18 protein-coding genes are annotated in these 17,406 nt (G+C 69.4%); 11 read left to right on the forward strand and 7 right to left on the reverse strand.

Annotated features, from left to right (window positions below):
- Nucleotides 1-117 precede the first annotated feature (117 nt).
- The 7 genes from sdhC (at nucleotide 118) to ACIGXX_RS40280 (ending at nucleotide 6,094) form a co-directional block, all read left to right on the forward strand.
- Nucleotides 118-498 (forward strand): succinate dehydrogenase, cytochrome b556 subunit, encoded by a 381-nt coding sequence (gene sdhC, locus ACIGXX_RS40250; protein WP_351172838.1) that lies wholly within the window; start codon nucleotides 118-120, stop codon nucleotides 496-498.
- Nucleotides 499-506: 8 nt separating this feature from the next.
- Nucleotides 507-989: a succinate dehydrogenase hydrophobic membrane anchor subunit gene (locus tag ACIGXX_RS40255; RefSeq protein WP_351172835.1), complete on the forward strand. Its 483-nt coding sequence runs from the start codon at nucleotides 507-509 to the stop codon at nucleotides 987-989.
- A 16-nt stretch (nucleotides 990-1,005) separates the two neighbouring features.
- Nucleotides 1,006-2,760, forward strand: coding sequence for a succinate dehydrogenase flavoprotein subunit (gene sdhA / locus ACIGXX_RS40260; RefSeq protein ID WP_351172832.1), 1,755 nt, complete (start codon nucleotides 1,006-1,008; stop codon nucleotides 2,758-2,760).
- Nucleotides 2,760-3,530 (forward strand): succinate dehydrogenase iron-sulfur subunit, encoded by a 771-nt coding sequence (locus ACIGXX_RS40265; protein WP_351172829.1) that lies wholly within the window; start codon nucleotides 2,760-2,762, stop codon nucleotides 3,528-3,530. Before sdhA ends, ACIGXX_RS40265 begins: the two co-directional genes overlap by 1 nt.
- A 171-nt stretch (nucleotides 3,531-3,701) precedes the next feature.
- Nucleotides 3,702-4,349: a hypothetical protein gene (locus tag ACIGXX_RS40270; protein WP_351172826.1), complete on the forward strand. Its 648-nt coding sequence runs from the start codon at nucleotides 3,702-3,704 to the stop codon at nucleotides 4,347-4,349.
- Between the two features lie 20 nt (nucleotides 4,350-4,369).
- Nucleotides 4,370-5,419: a hypothetical protein gene (locus tag ACIGXX_RS40275; protein ID WP_351172823.1), complete on the forward strand. Its 1,050-nt coding sequence runs from the start codon at nucleotides 4,370-4,372 to the stop codon at nucleotides 5,417-5,419.
- Nucleotides 5,420-5,638: 219 nt separating this feature from the next.
- Nucleotides 5,639-6,094 carry a VOC family protein gene (locus ACIGXX_RS40280; protein ID WP_351172814.1) on the forward strand — a complete coding sequence of 152 codons (456 nt, stop codon included), beginning with the start codon at nucleotides 5,639-5,641 and terminating at the stop codon, nucleotides 6,092-6,094.
- On the opposite strand, the gene ACIGXX_RS40285 is transcribed toward ACIGXX_RS40280, so the two are convergent.
- Nucleotides 6,091-6,543 (reverse strand): Lrp/AsnC family transcriptional regulator, encoded by a 453-nt coding sequence (locus ACIGXX_RS40285; RefSeq protein WP_351172812.1) that lies wholly within the window; start codon nucleotides 6,541-6,543, stop codon nucleotides 6,091-6,093. The genes ACIGXX_RS40280 and ACIGXX_RS40285 overlap by 4 nt on opposite strands.
- A 111-nt stretch (nucleotides 6,544-6,654) precedes the next feature.
- Here ACIGXX_RS40285 and ACIGXX_RS40290 point away from each other — a divergent pair, with 111 nt between their 5' ends.
- Complete coding sequence (locus ACIGXX_RS40290; RefSeq protein WP_399983544.1) at nucleotides 6,655-7,581, forward strand: SMP-30/gluconolactonase/LRE family protein; 927 nt, start codon at nucleotides 6,655-6,657, stop codon at nucleotides 7,579-7,581.
- A gap of 37 nt (nucleotides 7,582-7,618) precedes the next feature.
- Here the strand turns inward: ACIGXX_RS40290 and ACIGXX_RS40295 are convergent, their stop codons facing one another.
- Complete coding sequence (locus tag ACIGXX_RS40295) at nucleotides 7,619-10,060, reverse strand: MMPL family transporter (protein WP_399983631.1); 2,442 nt, start codon at nucleotides 10,058-10,060, stop codon at nucleotides 7,619-7,621.
- Nucleotides 10,061-10,231: 171 nt separating this feature from the next.
- Here ACIGXX_RS40295 and ACIGXX_RS40300 point away from each other — a divergent pair, with 171 nt between their 5' ends.
- Both ACIGXX_RS40300 and ACIGXX_RS40305 read left to right on the forward strand, forming a co-directional pair.
- A complete protein-coding gene (locus ACIGXX_RS40300; RefSeq protein ID WP_351172806.1) occupies nucleotides 10,232-10,966 on the forward strand; it encodes a response regulator transcription factor in 735 nt (244 codons plus the stop codon).
- Nucleotides 10,963-12,408, forward strand: a complete 1,446-nt coding sequence (locus ACIGXX_RS40305) for an ATP-binding protein (protein ID WP_383820047.1) — start codon at nucleotides 10,963-10,965, stop codon at nucleotides 12,406-12,408. The genes ACIGXX_RS40300 and ACIGXX_RS40305 overlap by 4 nt, the downstream gene beginning before the upstream one ends.
- Nucleotides 12,409-12,467: 59 nt before the next feature.
- Here the strand turns inward: ACIGXX_RS40305 and ACIGXX_RS40310 are convergent, their stop codons facing one another.
- The 3 genes from ACIGXX_RS40310 to ACIGXX_RS40320 form a co-directional block, all read right to left on the reverse strand.
- Nucleotides 12,468-12,890, reverse strand: coding sequence for an ATP-binding protein (locus ACIGXX_RS40310; protein ID WP_399983549.1), 423 nt, complete (start codon nucleotides 12,888-12,890; stop codon nucleotides 12,468-12,470).
- A gap of 147 nt (nucleotides 12,891-13,037) precedes the next feature.
- Nucleotides 13,038-14,387, reverse strand: a complete 1,350-nt coding sequence (locus ACIGXX_RS40315; protein ID WP_399983552.1) for a metallophosphoesterase — start codon at nucleotides 14,385-14,387, stop codon at nucleotides 13,038-13,040.
- 30 nt (nucleotides 14,388-14,417) lie between these two features.
- Nucleotides 14,418-14,660, reverse strand: a complete 243-nt coding sequence (locus ACIGXX_RS40320; protein ID WP_160506782.1) for an SCO4848 family membrane protein — start codon at nucleotides 14,658-14,660, stop codon at nucleotides 14,418-14,420.
- Nucleotides 14,661-14,787: 127 nt separating this feature from the next.
- On the opposite strand from ACIGXX_RS40320, the gene ACIGXX_RS40325 reads away from it, so the two are divergent.
- Nucleotides 14,788-16,047, forward strand: coding sequence for a D-alanyl-D-alanine carboxypeptidase family protein (locus ACIGXX_RS40325; RefSeq protein WP_399983556.1), 1,260 nt, complete (start codon nucleotides 14,788-14,790; stop codon nucleotides 16,045-16,047).
- Here ACIGXX_RS40325 and ACIGXX_RS40330 read toward each other — a convergent pair.
- A complete protein-coding gene (locus tag ACIGXX_RS40330; RefSeq protein WP_399983559.1) occupies nucleotides 15,995-16,978 on the reverse strand; it encodes a YihY/virulence factor BrkB family protein in 984 nt (327 codons plus the stop codon). The genes ACIGXX_RS40325 and ACIGXX_RS40330 overlap by 53 nt on opposite strands.
- On the reverse strand, nucleotides 16,966-17,394 hold the full coding sequence (locus ACIGXX_RS40335) for a GtrA family protein (protein ID WP_351172870.1): 429 nt from the start codon (nucleotides 17,392-17,394) through the stop codon (nucleotides 16,966-16,968). Before ACIGXX_RS40335 ends, ACIGXX_RS40330 begins: the two co-directional genes overlap by 13 nt.
- Nucleotides 17,395-17,406: the final 12 nt, after the last annotated feature.

Consider the following 17,406-nt stretch of genomic DNA (forward strand, 5'->3'; position numbering starts at 1 on the left):
CGAGCGAACCGACAACTCGTCGATACGATGACGAGCGGCCGGTGGACCGTACCCGGCCGGGCCCGTCCGACCACCCAAGCCGGCTGGCCCCAATCCCCGCTCCCGGAGGGTTCTGCCGTGCCGGCTGGAACGCTGTACCGCGGCCGGGAAGGAATGTGGTCCTGGGTGGCTCACCGAGTCACCGGCGTCCTCATCTTCTTCTTCCTGTTCGTGCATGTGCTGGACACCGCTCTCGTCCGCGTCTCCCCGGAGGCGTACGACGATGTCGTCAGCACCTACAAGACCCCCCTCGTCGCACTCCTTGAGTACGGCCTGGTCGCCGCCATCCTCTTCCACGCCCTGAACGGCCTGCGTGTCATCGCCGTCGACTTCTGGTCCAAGGGCCCGCGCTTCCAGAAGCAGATGCTCTGGACCGTCATGGGTATCTGGGTCGTCCTGATGGTGGGGGCGCTCTACCCGGTCCTCGGCCACGCCGTCCGCGAAGTCTTCGGGAGCTGACGCCAGACATGTCCGACACCACGCTCGACAAAGCCGGAGTGGGTCCCGTCGAAGGCGCCTCGCTCTACGACGTCGACAACCCGGCTCCCCTCATCGAGGCGCCGCGCAAGCGCACCTCCAAGACCCCGCGCTCGACCCGCGGCAACTTCGAGATGGCCGCATGGCTCTTCATGCGCCTCTCCGGCGTCGTCCTGGTCGTCCTGGTCCTCGGCCACCTGCTGATCCAGCTGGTGCTCGACGGCGGCGTGAGCAAGATCGGCTTCGCCTTCGTCGCCGGTCGCTGGGCCTCGCCGTTCTGGCAGGTCTGGGATCTGCTGATGCTGTGGCTCGCGATGCTGCACGGGGCCAACGGCCTGCGCACGGTCATCAACGACTACGCGGAGCGCGCCAACACGCGCCTGTGGCTCAAGGGCCTGCTGTACACCGCCACGGTGTTCACCATCCTTCTGGGCACGCTGGTGATCTTCACCTTCGACCCGAACATCCGCTAAAGCCGAGGCGAACCCAGTGAAGATTCACAAGTACGACACTGTCATCGTCGGCGCCGGTGGCGCGGGCATGCGCGCGGCCATCGAGGCGACGAAGCGCAGCCGCACCGCGGTCCTGACGAAGCTCTACCCCACCCGCTCCCACACGGGCGCGGCGCAGGGCGGCATGGCCGCCGCGCTCGCCAACGTGGAGGAGGACAACTGGGAGTGGCACACCTTCGACACGATCAAGGGCGGCGACTACCTGGTCGACCAGGACGCCGCCGAGATCCTGGCGAAGGAGGCCATCGACGCGGTCCTCGACCTGGAGAAGATGGGCCTGCCCTTCGGCCGTACGCCCGCCGGTGAGATCGACCAGCGCCGTTTCGGCGGTCACTCCCGCAACCACGGCGAGGCTCCTGTCCGCCGTGCCTGCTACTCGGGCGACCGCACCGGCCACATGATCCTCCAGACGCTCTACCAGAACTGCATCAAGGAGGGCGTGGAGTTCTTCAACGAGTTCTACGTCCTCGACCAGCTCCTGGTGGAGGTCGACGGCGTCAAGAAGAGCGCGGGCGTCGTCGCCTACGAACTGGCGACCGGCGAGATCCACCTCTTCCAGGCGAAGTCCGTGGTCTACGCGTCGGGCGGCACCGGCAAGTTCTTCAAGGTGACGTCGAACGCGCACACGCTGACGGGTGACGGCCAGGCGGCCTGCTACCGCCGCGGTCTGCCGCTGGAGGACATGGAGTTCTTCCAGTTCCACCCGACCGGCATCTGGCGCATGGGCATCCTTCTCACGGAAGGCGCCCGTGGTGAGGGCGGCATCCTCCGTAACAAGGACGGCGAGCGCTTCATGGAGAAGTACGCGCCGGTCATGAAGGACCTCGCGTCCCGTGACGTCGTCTCGCGCTCCATCTACACGGAGATCCGTGAGGGCCGCGGCTGCGGTCCCGAGGGCGACCACGTCTACCTCGACCTCACGCACCTCCCGCCGGAGCAGCTGGACGCCAAGCTGCCCGACATCACGGAGTTCGCGCGTACGTACCTCGGCATCGAGCCCTACACGGACCCGATCCCGATCCAGCCGACCGCGCACTACGCCATGGGCGGCATCCCGACGAACGTCCAGGGTGAGGTCCTCGCGGACAACACCACGGTCGTCCCGGGCCTGTACGCGGCGGGCGAGGTGGCCTGCGTGTCGGTGCACGGCGCCAACCGTCTGGGCACCAACTCGCTCCTGGACATCAACGTCTTCGGACGTCGTGCGGGCATCGCGGCGGCGGAGTACTCGGCGAAGAACGACTTCATCGAGCTGCCGGAGAACGCCGAGGAGCTCGTCGTCTCCCAGGTCGAGCGCCTGCGCGACGCCACGGGCAACGAGCGGGTCGCCGAGCTCCGCAAGGAGCTGCAGGAGACCATGGACGCCAACGTCATGGTGTTCCGCACGGAGCAGACGATCAAGACGGCGGTGGAGAAGATCGCGGAGCTCCGCGAGCGCTACCTCAACGTCTCGATCCAGGACAAGGGCCGGCGCTTCAACACCGACCTCCTGGAGGCCATCGAGCTGGGCAACCTGCTCGACCTGGCCGAGGTCATGGCGCAGTCGGCCCTGGCCCGCAAGGAGTCCCGCGGCGGTCACTACCGCGAGGACTTCCCGAACCGCGACGACGTCAACTTCATGCGCCACACCATGGCGTACCGCGAGGTAGGCGACGACGGCGCCGAGTCGATCCGGCTCGACTACAAGCCGGTCGTGCAGACCCGCTACCAGCCGATGGAGCGTAAGTACTGATGGCAACCCCGACCCTCGACAAGGAAGACGCCAAGCCCGAGGCCGGCTTCGCCGACTCCCCGTACATCACGGCCACCTTCCGCATCCGCCGCTTCAACCCCGAGGTCTCGGCGGACGCGACGTGGGAAGACTTCCAGGTGGAGATCGACCCCAAGGAGCGTGTCCTCGACGCCCTCCACAAGATCAAGTGGGAGCTTGACGGGTCGCTGACCTTCCGCCGCTCCTGCGCCCACGGCATCTGCGGCTCGGATGCCATGCGCATCAACGGCCGCAACCGCCTGGCCTGCAAGACCCTGATCAAGGACCTCAACCCGTCCAAGCCGATCACGGTCGAGGCGATCAAGGGTCTGACGGTCCTGAAGGACCTGGTCGTCGACATGGACCCGTTCTTCCAGGCGTACCGCGACGTCATGCCGTTCCTGGTCACCACCGGCAACGAGCCGACGCGCGAGCGCCTGCAGTCGCCGGAGGACCGCGAGCGGTTCGACGACACGACGAAGTGCATCCTGTGCGCGGCGTGCACGTCGTCGTGCCCGGTCTTCTGGAACGACGGCCAGTACTTCGGCCCCGCGGCGATCGTGAACGCCCACCGCTTCATCTTCGACTCGCGTGACGAGGCGGGCGAGCAGCGCCTGGAGATCCTGAACGACAAGGACGGCGTGTGGCGTTGCCGCACGACGTTCAACTGCACGGACGCGTGCCCGCGTGGCATCGAGGTCACGAAGGCGATCCAGGAAGTGAAGCGCGCGCTGATCACGCGTCGCTTCTGATTTCTTCTCTGCCCGTACGTTGACGTGGGCCCCGTTCCTTCGAGGAGCGGGGCCCACGTGCGTCCTCAGCGGCCCCACAGATAGCGTGTATTCGCTTGTGCCACCCCACACACACCACCACCACGTACACGCATCACCCATCAACAACTCCACCCCACGGGAGAGTCCAGAGTGAACCGCTCCATCCGTCTCATGACGGCCGCGCTGACCGCGTCCGCGGCCCTGCTGTTGACCGCGTGTGGATCGGGGGGCGGTGACAAGGACTCCTCGGACAAGATCGAGGGCGCGGGTGACGGCGGCTCGAAGGCATCCGCGAGCGCGTCGGCGAAGCCGGGCGGGGCGAAGCGGCCGGAGGTGGAGCTGCCGGGTTCGTTCAAGGCCGACTTCGCCGGGTGGCGGAACAGCGACCCGAAGAAGCAGGCGATCCTGGACGACGGCAAGGAGCGCCTGAAGGCGGAGTACCTGGCCATCATCGACTCGGACCCGAAGTCCGAGGCGGTGAGCTTCTACAACTCGGAGCAGGCTCTGACGTCGTCAAGGACGTACATCAAGGGTTACGTGGACAACAACCACAACCTGATCGGCAAGGCCAGGGTCTTCAATCCGCAGGTGAGCATCTCCGACACCGGTGGGGGCGTGCTCTTCTACTGCGTGGACGAGAGCAAGGGCTACACCCTGGACCGCAAGACCAAGGAGAAGACGGGCACTCCTGACGACGTGAACCCCGTCCTCCAGTACCGCACGACCCTGAGGAAGACGTCCGAGGGCGTCTGGAGCACCGTTTCGCTCGAGACGGTGCGCGGGGGTTGCGACAAGTGACGAGGGCGCTGAAGAGGTCCTTGCCCGTTCTCACCACTCTGGTGCTCGCCCTCGGCGCCTGGCCGACGGCGGCGCACGCGTTCGGCGAGGACAACGACCATCCGCCCGCAGGCCCCTCCGGCGGCGCCTCCGGGAACTCGCTCACCGCCGGAGCCACGGCCACGAACGTCACGGTCGCGCAGGTCTCGGGCGGGAAGTCGGGCTCGGCCGCCAAGCCGCTCGCCCCCGTGGATCCGAACTGGAAGCCCCCGGCCTGCTGGTACGAGCCCGTGGCGACGTCCGAGGAAGTGAAGGCCGCGACGGACCAGCTCAAGAAGACGCCCAACGAGAACCTGGTACCGGTCACGCCCTCGCTCAGCTGGGGCGAGCAGTTGATGGTGGACACCTTCGAGAAGGGCAAGTCCCCGAGCGACGGCATCAAGGCCTACAAGAACTTCAACCTCGACAAGGACGGCAAGTTCTGGCGCGGTGTCGTCAACCCTGACATGAAGGACGATCCGGAGGCGTACAACTGCCAGGAGATCCTCTTCTGGCAGGACGCCGGAACCCTCCCGAAGATCGCCAACGCGCCCACGCCCAAGGTCCTCGCCTCCTACGCGTACGACAAGATCAAGGTCCCCGACACCAAGGTCGAGCTGAAGCCCGAAGCCAGGTCGACGGTCAATCTGCCCACCTGGGTCTGGCTGGACAAGGGCACCTTCGAGGACGTCAAGGTCCGGGCCGAGCTGCCCGGTACGGGCCTGTGGGCGGAGACCACGGCGAAGCCGGTCGGGCTCCACCTGGAGCCCGGCACGGCGGACGCGCGGACCTTCCCCGCGTCCGGCGACTGCGAGGTCGACGACGACGGCAGCATCGGCACCCCGTACACGAAGGGCTCCTCCAAGGAGGACCCGCCGTGCGGCATCGCGTACCAGCGAGCCACCGGCGGCAAGCCGTTCCAGCTGAAGGCCTCCATCACCTGGGAGATCACCTGGGAGGGCTCCGGCGGCACCGGCGGCGACCTCCCCAACGGAACCTTCGACGGCACGCAGGACGTCGAGGTCCAGGAGATCCAGTCCATCAACCGATAGCACGACTTCGCCGACGACGCGTCGAAAGTAATGAGCGGGCAGAGTCTCGGCTGACCGGCCGGGATGGCACGAGCCCCCGAGAACGTGGCACGTGCCGGGGGGCGACACGACCCGGCCCGAACGGATCTGTCTGGGCCGTTTGGGCGACGATTGGTCCGAGCGCCCCGCCAGCCACCCACGATGCGGCCGAATCATCACCTGCCGACCTACTCTGACGGAATGTCAGACAACCAGTCGGTCGGCCTGTCCGTTGACCAGTCCGTTCGTCAATCCGGTGAGCAGTCGGCCGAGCTGCTCGGGTTCGACAACGTCCTCTTCCCCGTCGGCGACCTCGAAGAGGCCGTCACCTTCTACGAGCGCGCCGGGTTCCCCGTGGCGCACCGGATCGACGAGATCGGGCTCGCGATCCTGAAGGTGGGCAAGGAGACGCCCGGCATCCTGCTGCGGGTCGAGGAGGGCGTCGAGCACCGGCCATCGGCCTGGGCCACGCCCCGGGTGTGGCTGGAGGTGGGCGACGCCCGGGCCGCCGGGCGGGCACTGGAGGCCGCCGGGATCAAGGCGCTCGCGCCGCCCTTCTCCGTGGCCACCGGGTGGACCGTCGAAGTCTCCGACCCGTGGGGCAACGTCGTCGGATTCACCGACTACCGCAAGCGGCCGGAGCTGGCGCGGAGTTAGCCGGCGGGGCTGATCCTCGGCGGCACCGGGCGTTCGAAGAACGTCTCCAGCGACACCGTCGCCTGCGTGCCGCTCACCCCCTCGATCGCGTACAGCCGCCGCAGCACGTCCTGGAGCTGCTCCGTGGTCGCCGTGCGGACCTTGACCAGGACGCTCGCCGTACCCGCGATGACGTGCGCCTCCTGCAGCTCGGGGATCGCGGCGAAGTCCGCCGCCCGGTCCCCCATCCAGGCCGTCGAGTCGACCATGACGAAGGCCAGCACGCCCTGGCCCACGGCCGCCGGGTCCACATCGACCGTCGTGCGCCGAATCACCCCGCGCTCGCGCAGTTTGCGCACCCGCTCGTGGGTCGCGCCCGCCGAAAGACCCACCGCCTTGCCCAGGGTCGCGTACGACTGTGCCGCGTCCTGTTGCAGCAGTGCCAGCAGTTCTCGGTCGGTGTCGTCCATCGCCTGCGCTCCCGCTCTCCGTTCATCCATCCTTGACGTACACCATATCTCGTACTGCAATATCCTCCTGTCACCGAATATCATTCATGCATGCGTCAGACAGGGGTCGCCATGTCTTCCCAGAAAGTGCCTACGTCGTACGAGGTTCTGGACGAGCGCTTCCGCACAGGACGGTGCGCCAACGGGGACGCCAAGCTGGAGGTCCTGTACGACGACTGCCGCTGGGCCGAAGGGCCGCTCTACCTGCCCGCCTGGCGGCAGCTCGTCTGGAGCGACATCCCCAACGACCGGCTGCTGCGCTGGGACGAGACGACCGGCACCGTCGGCGTCTTCCGTACACCCGCCGGGTACGTGAACGGCAACACCCTGGACCGCGAGGGCCGGTTGATCTGCTGCGAGCAGGGCAACCGGCGCGTCTCCCGCACCGAGCACGACGGCCGTGTCACGGTCCTCGCCGACCGCTTCGAGGGCAAGCGGTTCAACAGCCCGAACGACGCCGTGGTCCGCTCGGACGGGTCAGTTTGGTTTTCCGACCCTGACTTCGGGATCACCAGCGACTACGAAGGACATCGCGCGACCCCCGAGATCGGCGCCTGCAACGTCTATCGGATCGACCCCGTGACCGGTGACGTGCGGATCGTCGCCGAAGGCTTCGACGGGCCGAACGGCCTCGTCTTCTCGCCCGACGAGCGGCAGTTGTACGTCTCGGACTCCCGCGCTGCCGCGATCCGCGCCTTCGACGTGCGCGACGACGGGACCCTCTCGGACGGCGTCGTCTTCGCCGAGTCGAAGACCGGCTTCGACAACATCCGCTTCGACGACGGAGGCCGGCTGTGGGCGGCCGCCTTCCACGACGGGGTGCACTGCTACGACCCCGACGGCACCCTGATCGGCCGGCTCACGGTCCCCGAGCCCGTCGCCAACATCGCCTTCGGCGGGCCGAGGAACAACCGGCTCTTCATCGCGGCGACGACCTCGCTCTACTCGCTGGTGATGTCGGTGACCGGGCTGCCCCGGGTCAGGACGACGTCCCCCTGACCCGGAGCCCGCACCCGAGCCCTCCGGTGCGGGGCGCTCAGTTCACCGTGTCCATCTCGCCCACCGCCAGCTCCACGTCGTACACCAGCGCTTCGTCCGCGACCGCGATGTGCCGCGCGCGGGCCGCGTAGCCGGGGGCCGTGACGGCCAGCATGTAGGCGCCCGCCGACGGGGCCGCGACGATGTACGAACCGTCGGCGAGGGAGGTGACGCGGTCCAGCTGGCGGCCTCCCTTGGACAGGAGGGTCAGGATCGCGCCCTCCACCGGTTCGCCCTCCGCGGTGCGGATGAAACCGTGCACCACGGAGGCGGCGCCTTCGCCGTCGGACTCCCCCACGCGCGCGTGGGGCACGGTCGCCGTCTCCTCCGGTGCCTCCCGCGGCTCCACCGCCAGGTGCGGGAGGCGCTTCTCCAGGCCAGCGGGCAGCCACCAGTTGGAGCGGCCGAGCAGATGCATGGCGGCCGGGACCAGGGCCGTGCGCAGGATGAACGCGTCCAGGGCGACCGCCGCCGCCAGGCCGATGCCCGCCATCGCGCCCTCCATGTCGCCGCTCAGGACGAACGCGGAGAAGACGCAGATCATGATCAGGGCCGCGCAGTTGATGACCCTGCTGGTCTCGGCGAGGCCCACCCGCACCGCGCGGGCGTTGTCCTTCGTGTGCACCCATTCCTCGTGCATGCGGCTCACCAGGAACACCTGGTAGTCCATCGAGAGCCCGAAGAGCAGCGACAGCATGATGACGGGCAGGAAGGCGGTGATCGGGCCCTCCTTGCCGACGCCGAGAAACTCCGTGCCCCAGCCCCACTGGAAGACGGCCACCAGGACACCGAAGGACGCCGCCGCCGCGATCAGGTTCATCAGGGCGGCCGTCAGCGGCACCACGATCGAGCGGAACGCGATCAGCAGCAGGAGGAAGCCGAGCGCGATGATCGCTCCTACGAAGTAGGGCAGTCGGTCGCCCGTCACCGCGGCGAAGTCCTTGAAGACGGCGGTGACGCCGCCGACGTGGGCCTCGACTCCGGCCTGCGGGATCACGTCTTCCCGTAGCCGGTCGATGAGTTGGTCCGTCTCCTCGGACTGGGGGGACGTGGACGGGACGACGTTGATGACCGAGATGCCCTCCGCGGGCGGGGCCGCCGCCACCCGCGCGACGCCCTCCGTCTCGCGGATGGTCGTCACCAGGGCGGTGGTGTCGGTCTCTTCGGCCACTACTTGGAGCGGGCCGTTGAAGCCCGGACCGAATCCCTCGGCCAGCATGTCGTACGCCTGCCGGGTCGTCGTCGACTCCTGGTGGTTGCCCTGGTCGGTCGCGCCGAGCCGCAAGGAGAGCAGCGGCAGCGCGAGGAAGGCCATCACCACGAAGGCGAGCGCCGCGATCGAGCGAGGACGCTTCTGGACGTACGAGGACCAGCGCGCCGCGAGACCGCTCGCCTCGGCCGGCTCCGGCCCCGTCGCGGCGAGGCGCCGCCGCTGCTTGCGGCTGAGCACCTTGGGGCCGAGCAGCCCGAGGAGCGAGGGCAGCAGGGTGATGGCCGCGAGGACGCTCAGGACCACCGTCAGGGAGGCCGCGATGACCACGCCGTCCAGGAAGCGCATGTTCATCACCAGCATCCCGGCGAGCGCGATGCACACCGTGCCGCCCGCGAAGAGCACCGCGCGGCCCGAGGTGTTCAGGGCCTGCACCGCGGACTCCTCGGGCTCCATGCCGCGCAGGATGCCGCGCCGGTGCCGGGTGACGATGAAGAGCGCGTAGTCGATGCCGACGCCCAGGCCGATCAGCGAGCCGAGCAGCGGGGCCACTTCGGGGATGTCCGTGACGTGGCTGAGCAGCATCGTCGAGAGCATGCCGAGGCCCACTCCGAAGACGGCGATGACGATCGGCAGGGCCATCGCGAAGAGCGAGCCGAAGGCCAGGAAGAGGACGACTGCCGCGGCGGCGATGCCCACCATCTCGGCGATGCCCGTGGGCGGCTCCTGGATGCGGGTGATGGCCTGGCCGCCCAGCTCGACCTGGAGTCCCGCGCGTTCGGCGTCCTGAGCCGTGTCCACGACGTCCTGGACGAGCTCCTTGGGGACCGAGTTCGCCTCCTCGGCGAAGGTCACCTGGGCGTAGGCGATGCGTCCGTCCTCGCTGGTCTGGGCCGCGCCCGCCTCCTTGGAGGCGTAGGGGCTCGCGACCTCGCCGACGCCCTTCATGCCGGCGATCTCCTTGAGCGCGGGCTCGATCCGGGAACGTACGTCCTGGTCACGGGCCGAGGCCCCCGCGTCGACGCGCCAGACCACCGTGTCGGTGTCTCCGGAGCTCTCCGGGAACGCCTTCGTCATCAGGTCGTACGCGCGCTTGGAGTCCGTGTCCGGCAGGGAGAACACATTCGAGTAGTCGGTCCCCGCCGAGGTCCCCGCCGCCCCCAGACCGAACAGGGCTCCCACCCACAGCACGAGAACCACCAGACGGTGCCGATAGCACCACCGCGCCAATGCCGCCACGTTCCACTCCTCCTCCGCGTCGCCAGGTCCCCCGGGTCCGTTCCTTCAGGAGCCTCAGCATCGGCGGCGGCGCGCTGCTACGGCTCGGCGCGGCCATGATTCTCAAGGAACTCCAAGGCACGGACCGGGACTTCGTACAACGCCCGAACCGATACTGAGGGCATGAGCCACGCCGAAGGCCAGCAGGGAACAGATGTCGGAGTGCCAGCGGGACCGGGCGCCGGGGCCACCGTCCTGGTCGTGGAGGACGAGCCGAGCATCGCCGACGTGCTCGCCATCGCCCTGCGCTACCACCGCTTCGACGTGATGGTGGCGGGCACCGTGCGCGAGGCCCTCGCGCTCACCGAGAGCACCCGGCCCGACGTGGCGCTCCTGGACGTGATGCTGCCGGACGGCGACGGTCGCGCCCTGGCCAGGGAACTGCGCGCCCGGCGGCCCGAGATGGCCCTGCTCTTCCTGACCGCGCGGGACGCGCCCGCCGAGGTCGTGGGCGCGCTCGGCTTCGGTGACGACTACATCACCAAGCCGTTCAACATCGACGAGGTCATCGCCCGGATCGGCGCGGTCCTGCGCCGCACCAGGGCGGGCGACGTCCTGCCCCAGCGCCCGCCGCTGCGCTACGGAGACCTGGAGCTGGACGAGACGACGTACGTGGTGCGCCGCGCGGGCCGCACGGCGCAGCTCACACCCACCGAGTACGCCCTGCTGCGCTTCCTGGTGCGCAACGGCGGCCGCGTGGTGCCCAAGGAGCAGCTCCTGCGCCATGTGTGGCAGTACGACCACCAGGCCGAGTCGACCGTCGTGGAGACCTACATCAGCTATCTGCGGCGCAAGCTGGACGCGCTGGGCCCGCCGGTGATCACGACTCGGCGGGGCGTCGGATACGGCCTCGCATGAGGCGTGCGCACCGCGGCATGAGCTCGCTGCGCGCCAAGCTCACGTGGGTGAACGTGGCTCTCCTTGCCCTCGGCGTCATCGTGGCGACCGGCGTGAGCGTGATGGGCATGCGCCACTATCTGCTCGACAGCGTGGACGCCGAACTGACACAGTCGCGCAGCTCGCTGCTGGACACCGGGCTCACCATGAAGGACATCGAGAGGCTCAGGGAGCTGGGCATCGTGCTCGACAAGCTCTCGCCCGGCGGCAAGGAGCGCGCGAGCGCGCTCCCGCGCGGGGACACGGTGTTCGTGGCGGTGGACGAGCGCGGCGAACCCGTCTCCATCGGCTCGCTCGCCCCGACCCCGCGCCAGCGCGCCCTGGCCGCCGCCGTGGACGACCCCGCGGCGGTCGCCGACGAGTCCGAGCCGCAGGACGTCGACCTGGGCGGCGACGCCCACCGCATGGTGGGCGCGGAGCTCGCCGACGGCACGACGGTCCTGATGGCTGCGGACACGGAGGACGTCGAGTCGGGCATCAAGAAGGCGCTCAAGCTGGACGCCGCCTTCGGAGTGGTCCTGTTGGGGCTGCTCGCCGTCCTGACGATGATCTCCGCGCACCACCGGCTGCGCCCCCTGGAGGACATGGTCGAGACCGCGTCGGCCATCGCCGAGGGCGATCTGACCCGGCGCGTTCCCTCCAGCCGCGCCCCGGCGACGGAGACCGAGCAGTTGCGTCTGGCCCTCAACTCCATGCTCCACCAGGTCGAGACCGCCTTCGAGACCCGCGAGCGCAGCTCGGCGCAGCTGCGCCGCTTCGTCGCCGACGCCTCGCACGAGCTGCGTACGCCCTTGTCGGCGATCCGCGGCTACCTCCAGCTGTACGACAAGGGGATGCTCCGCGATCCGGTGGAGCGCACGCGCGCGTGGAGCCGCGTCATCGCAGAGACCGACCGGATGGGACACCTCGTGGACGAGCTGCTCACCCTGGCCCGCCTGGACCAGCAGCCGGAATTGCGCTTCAGGAACGTCGACTTGAGCCGCCTGGTGCGCGACGCCGCCGACGACCTGCGGGTGCAGGAGCCGGAGCGCCCGCTGACGGTCCGTGCCGACGGGGCGGTGCTGGTGCGCGCTGACGAGTCGGGGCTGCGCCAGGTGCTCGGCAATCTGCTGGGCAACGTACGGGTCCACACGCCCGCCGACGCGGCGGTCACGCTGGGCGTGGAGCGGCAGGACGGGGTGGTGCGGCTGCGTGTCGCGGACGAGGGGCCGGGTCTCGCGGCGGCGGACGCGGCGCGTGTGTTCGACCGGTTCTTCCGTGCGGGCGGGGGCGCGGGCAGCGGGCTCGGGATGGCGATCGTGCAGGGGGTCGTCGTGGCGCACGGCGGCGAGGTGGGGGTGGAGACGGCGCCGGGGGCGGGGCTCACGGTGACGGTCACGTTGCCCGCGCGAAGGGCTGATTGAGGGTGCCGCGCGTGTGCCAGGGGGAGGCTGCGCGTGGGCCACGGCAGAGCTGCCGGCTGTCACGGCAAGGCTGCCTGCCGGGCGTCTCGGCCCCGCACCAGCGCCCAGACCGTCTTCCCGTGCCGTCCCCGCTGCCAGACGCCCCACGCCTCGGCGAGGCCGTCCAGGAGGCGCAGGCCGCGGCCGTTCTCCTCCCAGGGGCCCACTTCCCGCAGCTCGGGCCTGGTCGGGTTCTCGTCGGAGACCTCGATGAAGCAGTCGCCGTCGGCGAGCACCGTGACCGCGACCTCGAACTCCCGCTCCTGGACGTGTCCGTGACAGACGGCGTTCGTCGCCAGTTCCGACACGAGGAGCACGGTGTCCTGGAGCGCCCCGCTCTCCTCCTTGTGCCCCCAGGCGGCGAGATGATCATGAACGCGGAGTCGGGCGAGCGAGACGGATGCCGGGTGCGGCGGCAGCGAGAAAGCCTGACGTCGTAACAACGTTCCCCCTATGGCACACCAAAGCGCCAAGAACCGCACACACTTCCAACACTTAATGCTGCGCAGAGGTAGTGCCCGGTGTCACACCGTCACCTTGTGGCCCGGTTGTATCCAGCCAGGTTCCTACCGCATCGAACCGACACTCGATCAAGCCTGGCGGGAGGCCAGCTCGACGACCGTGATGTCCGACGGCGCCCCGACCCGCACCGGCGGGCCCCACGCACCGGCGCCGCGCGTCACGTACAGCTGCGTGTCGCCGTACCGCTCGAGTCCGGCGAGCGTCGGGTTGGCCAGGTCGGCGATGAAATTGCCTGGCCACAGCTGTCCGCCGTGGGTGTGCCCGGAGAGCTGGAGGTCCACGCCGTGCTTGACGGCGTCGTGGATGACGACCGGCTGATGGGCCAGGAGCACGGAGGCCCGCGAGCGGTCCCGGTCACCCAGCGCCTTGGCGAAGTCGGGCCCGCGCCCCTCGCGCTCGCCCGCCACGTCGTCGACGCCCGCGAGGTCGAAGCCGGGCAGTTCGGTGCGGGCGTTCTCCAGGGGGCGCAGGCCGAGTTCGCGTACGTGATCAACCCACTGCTCGGCTCCGGAGAAGTACTCGTGGTTGCCGGTCACGAAGTACGTGCCGTGCCGCGCGCGGAGCTGCGCGAGCGGGGCGGCGGCCGGCGCGAGGTCCTCGACGCTGCCGTCGACCAGGTCGCCGACGACCGCGATGAGGTCGGGCTGTGTGCCGTTGATCGTGTCGACCACCCGCTGGGTGAAGCCGCGTCCGAGAATCGGCCCCAGGTGGACGTCGCTGACCACGGCGATCCGGAACCCGTGCGCCCCGCGCGGCAGCTTGGCGAGCGGCACGGTGACGCGCTTGACCCGGGGGCCGCGCAGGACGCCGTACGTTCCCTGGCCGACCGTTCCGACGGCGACGGCCGCCGCGGTCCCGCCGACGATCCGGGAGACGAAGAGGCGGCGCGAGGGGGTGGCTCGCTCGGTGCGGACTTCTGCGGGGGCGGGGGCGGGGGCGGGGGCTGGGGCTTGCGGGGCGGGGCTCTCCGTGGAGAGGGCCTCCGGAGCGGGGCTCTCCGTAGAGGAGCGCTCCGTAGCGGGGTCCTCCGTAGGGGAGCCCTCCGTAGCGGGGTCCTCCGTAGGGGAGCCCTCCGTAGCGGAGTCCTCCGTAGGGGTGGGATTCGTGCGACGCCTCAAGAAGAAGGGCCGTACGAGCTCCGCCACAAGAAGCGCGAGCACGAGATAGATCGACAGCGCCATCCACATGAAGCCCGGCCAGGCAAGCACCTGCTGGAGCCAGAACGGCGCCCCGGTCCGCTCACTGGCGACCGCCGCGAACATCAGCAGCGGTCCCGCCACGAAGACCACGGTGCCCGCGCGCCGGGCGAACCCCGGCCCGGCGGTGGTGTCCCGCACCAGGCGTCGCCACGCGTACCACTGCATGCCGGCGAGGGCCGCGAGCGCGGCGATACCGGCCAGCACGAACAGGATGACCACGGAGCGCGCCCCTCAGGAGTGACTGATCAGCTATGACGTACGGCGCAAGGCACGGACTCCGCGCAACCCGATGGCCCCTACCACCGTCCCCAAGACAAAGGAGGCGACGGCGAGCGTCAGGTGGACCCAGAAGTACGCGGTCGGGTCGCCTGCGTCATCGAAGGCGAGCCCGCTGCCGTCCTTCCACAGGTTCTTGACGAAAGTGATCCAGATGAACCAGCTCCACACGCCGAAGGCGAGCAGGAACCAGGAGACCGGGCGGCTGAGCTTCATGCGTTCAGTATCGCGAGCCTCCTTTCCGGACCGCCGCCGGGGTGGGGAGCCCGCGCCGTCCGAGGCGCCCACGACACTGTCCACCTCGGCGGCGACTTCCACAGCGGCGCCCTGTACGTTCTCGTCCGTGCCTGCCGTAAAAAAGACCGCCTTGTTGGTCGCTTCCGCCGCATTGCTGACCATGTCGACCACAGCTCCCGCATGGGCGGACGGCAAGCCGGGGGGCGAGAAGAAGCCCAAGCCGCCCGCGTCGATGTCGACCGTCGGCGGCGCCAGGCTCGGCGAGCCGGGCACCCAGGTCAGCCTGAAGTCGGGCGCGCCCGTGCTCCCCAAGGATCTTTCCGCGCGCTCCTGGATGGTCTCCGACGCCGAGACGGGCGAGGTACTCGCCTCGCACAACTCGCACTGGCGGCTGCCCCCGGCGAGCACCCTGAAGATGCTCTTCGCGGACACGGTCCTGCCGAAGTTCCCCAAGACGCAGGAGCACAAGGTCGAGCTCTCCGACCTGGCGGGCATCGGCGCGGGCAGCAGCATGGTCGGCGTCAAGGAGAACGAGACGTACTCGGTCCACGACCTGTGGCTCGGCGTCTTCCTGCGCTCGGGCAACGACGCGGTGCACGTCCTTTCGGCGATGAACGGCGGCGTCCCGCAGACCGTCAAGGACATGCAGTCGCACGCCGAGGAGCTCCAGGCGCTGGACACACACGTGGTCAGCCCGGACGGCTACGACGAGAAGGGGCAGGTCTCCTCCGCGTACGACCTGACGCTGTTCGCCCGCTCCGGGCTTCAGAAGAAGGACTTCCGCGAGTACTGCTCGACGGCCACCGCCAAGTTCCCCGGCGAGACCAAGAAGGTCACGAAGGGCAAGGACAAGGGCAAGAAGAAGCGCGAGTCCTTCGAGATCCAGAACACCAACCGACTCCTTACGGGGGACGTAGGTCTCGATGCCTACAAGGGCATCGCGGGCGTCAAGAACGGCAGCACCACGAACGCGGGCAACACCTTCACCGGTGTCGCCGAGCGCGACGGCAAGGTGCTGCTCGTCACCGTCATGAACCCCGACTCCGGGGAGCAGCACGCGGTCTACAAGGAGACCGAACGCCTCCTGGACTGGGGCTTCAAGGCCTCGGGCAAGGTCGAGCCGGTGGGTGAACTGGTCGCCCCGAAGGGTGCCGGTACGGGCAGCGGCAAGGGCGCTCCCGGCGCCGGCAAGAGCGGGTCGGACTCGGCCAAGAACGTGGCGCACGCCTCCGACAAGGAGTCGGGCGGCATCGGGGTGGCGCTCGGGGTCGCGGGCGGCGTCCTGGCGCTCATCGCCGCCGGCTGGTTCGTGATCAGCCGCCGGATGCCGCTGCCGGACCTGGCGCGGCGGAAGAACCGCCGCTGACGTCTCCGGGCGCAGTCCTCGGTTGCACCTCTGCCCCTCCCCGTGCCCCTTCCCGTGCTTCTTCCTGTTCTTCTTCCGTACGTCGCTGCTTCCGCGTCGCCGTCCAGGCGGCGCAGAACAGCAGGAGCTTCGCGGTGAAGTTGATCCACAGGAGGAGCGCGACGGGCACTCCGAAGGCGCCGTACATGTTCTTCGCGGCGACGCCCTTCATGTAGCCGCCGAGCAGCAGCTTGAGCAGCTCGAAGCCTGCCGCGCCGATCAGGCCGGCGGTGATCAGGTGGCGGCGGGGCGGCTGGACGCCCGGCAGCAGTGTCAGGACGTAGAGCAGCAGCAGGAAGTCCGCGAGGACGGCGATGGCGAACGCGATCGCCTGCAGCAGCACCCCGCCCCAGCCGTCCTTGGAGACCCCGAGGAGGTCGGCGCTCCAGCCGACGGCGGTCGAGGCGAGGGTCGAGGCGACGACGGACGCGAGCCCCGCGCCACCGAGCCCGATGAGCACCCCGGCGTCCTTGATCTTGCGCATGACGGGGTTCTCGTCGGTGTCCTCCAGCTCCCAGACGGCCCGCAGGCACTCCCTTATCGAGCCGACCCAGCCGATGCCGGTGAAGAGCAGCAGGGCGCCCGCGACGAGGCCGATGGTGCCCGCGTTGGCGACCAGGGCGTCCAGGTTCAGCTGGTCGGAGATGCCGGGGACCTGCTTCGAGAGGGTGTCCTCGAGCTTGTCCTGCTGGCTCTTGGAGAGCGTCGCCGCGGCGACCGCGGCGGCCACGGTGATCAGTGGGAAGAGCGCCAGGAAGCTGATGAACGTCATCGCGGCCGCGAGACGGGTCCAGTGCACACTGTCGAGCCGCTCGTACGCGCTCCACGCGTGCGTGCGCATCAGACGCTCCACCAGGGGCCCGATGCCGGGGAGCTTTTTCAGCCAGTCCATGATGCCTCCCTGCCCGTTGTGCGGAAGACCAAGGTCCGAGTACCCCAGAAACGCAGAACAGTGGCGAGTGCCATACCGACTCCCGCCCCGGAGACGGTGTCCGCGCGCTGCGAGGTCAGGCCGAGGCCGTAGTGGGACACCGCGATGCAGAGCAACTGCACCAGGGCGCCCGCGATGTTGACGGCGAAGAAGATCCCGTACTGGCGAAGGCGCGAGACCTCGGACGACGCCGCGCGTCGCCGGTAGGTGCCGAGCGCGTTGCCCGCGTAGGCGACCGTGCAGCCGGCCACGAAGGACAGCGCCTTGGCGGTCAGCGGGTCGAGACCGACGGGGCCGCGCAGCCAGATGAAGAGGCCGAGGTCGACGGCGTAGGCACAGATCCCGGCGGCGGCGAAGCCGAGCAGTTCGGGGCCCATGGCCCGCAGCCG

The organism is Streptomyces sp. NPDC055243 (assembly GCF_044544025.1).
GTDB lineage: Bacteria > Actinomycetota > Actinomycetes > Streptomycetales > Streptomycetaceae > Streptomyces.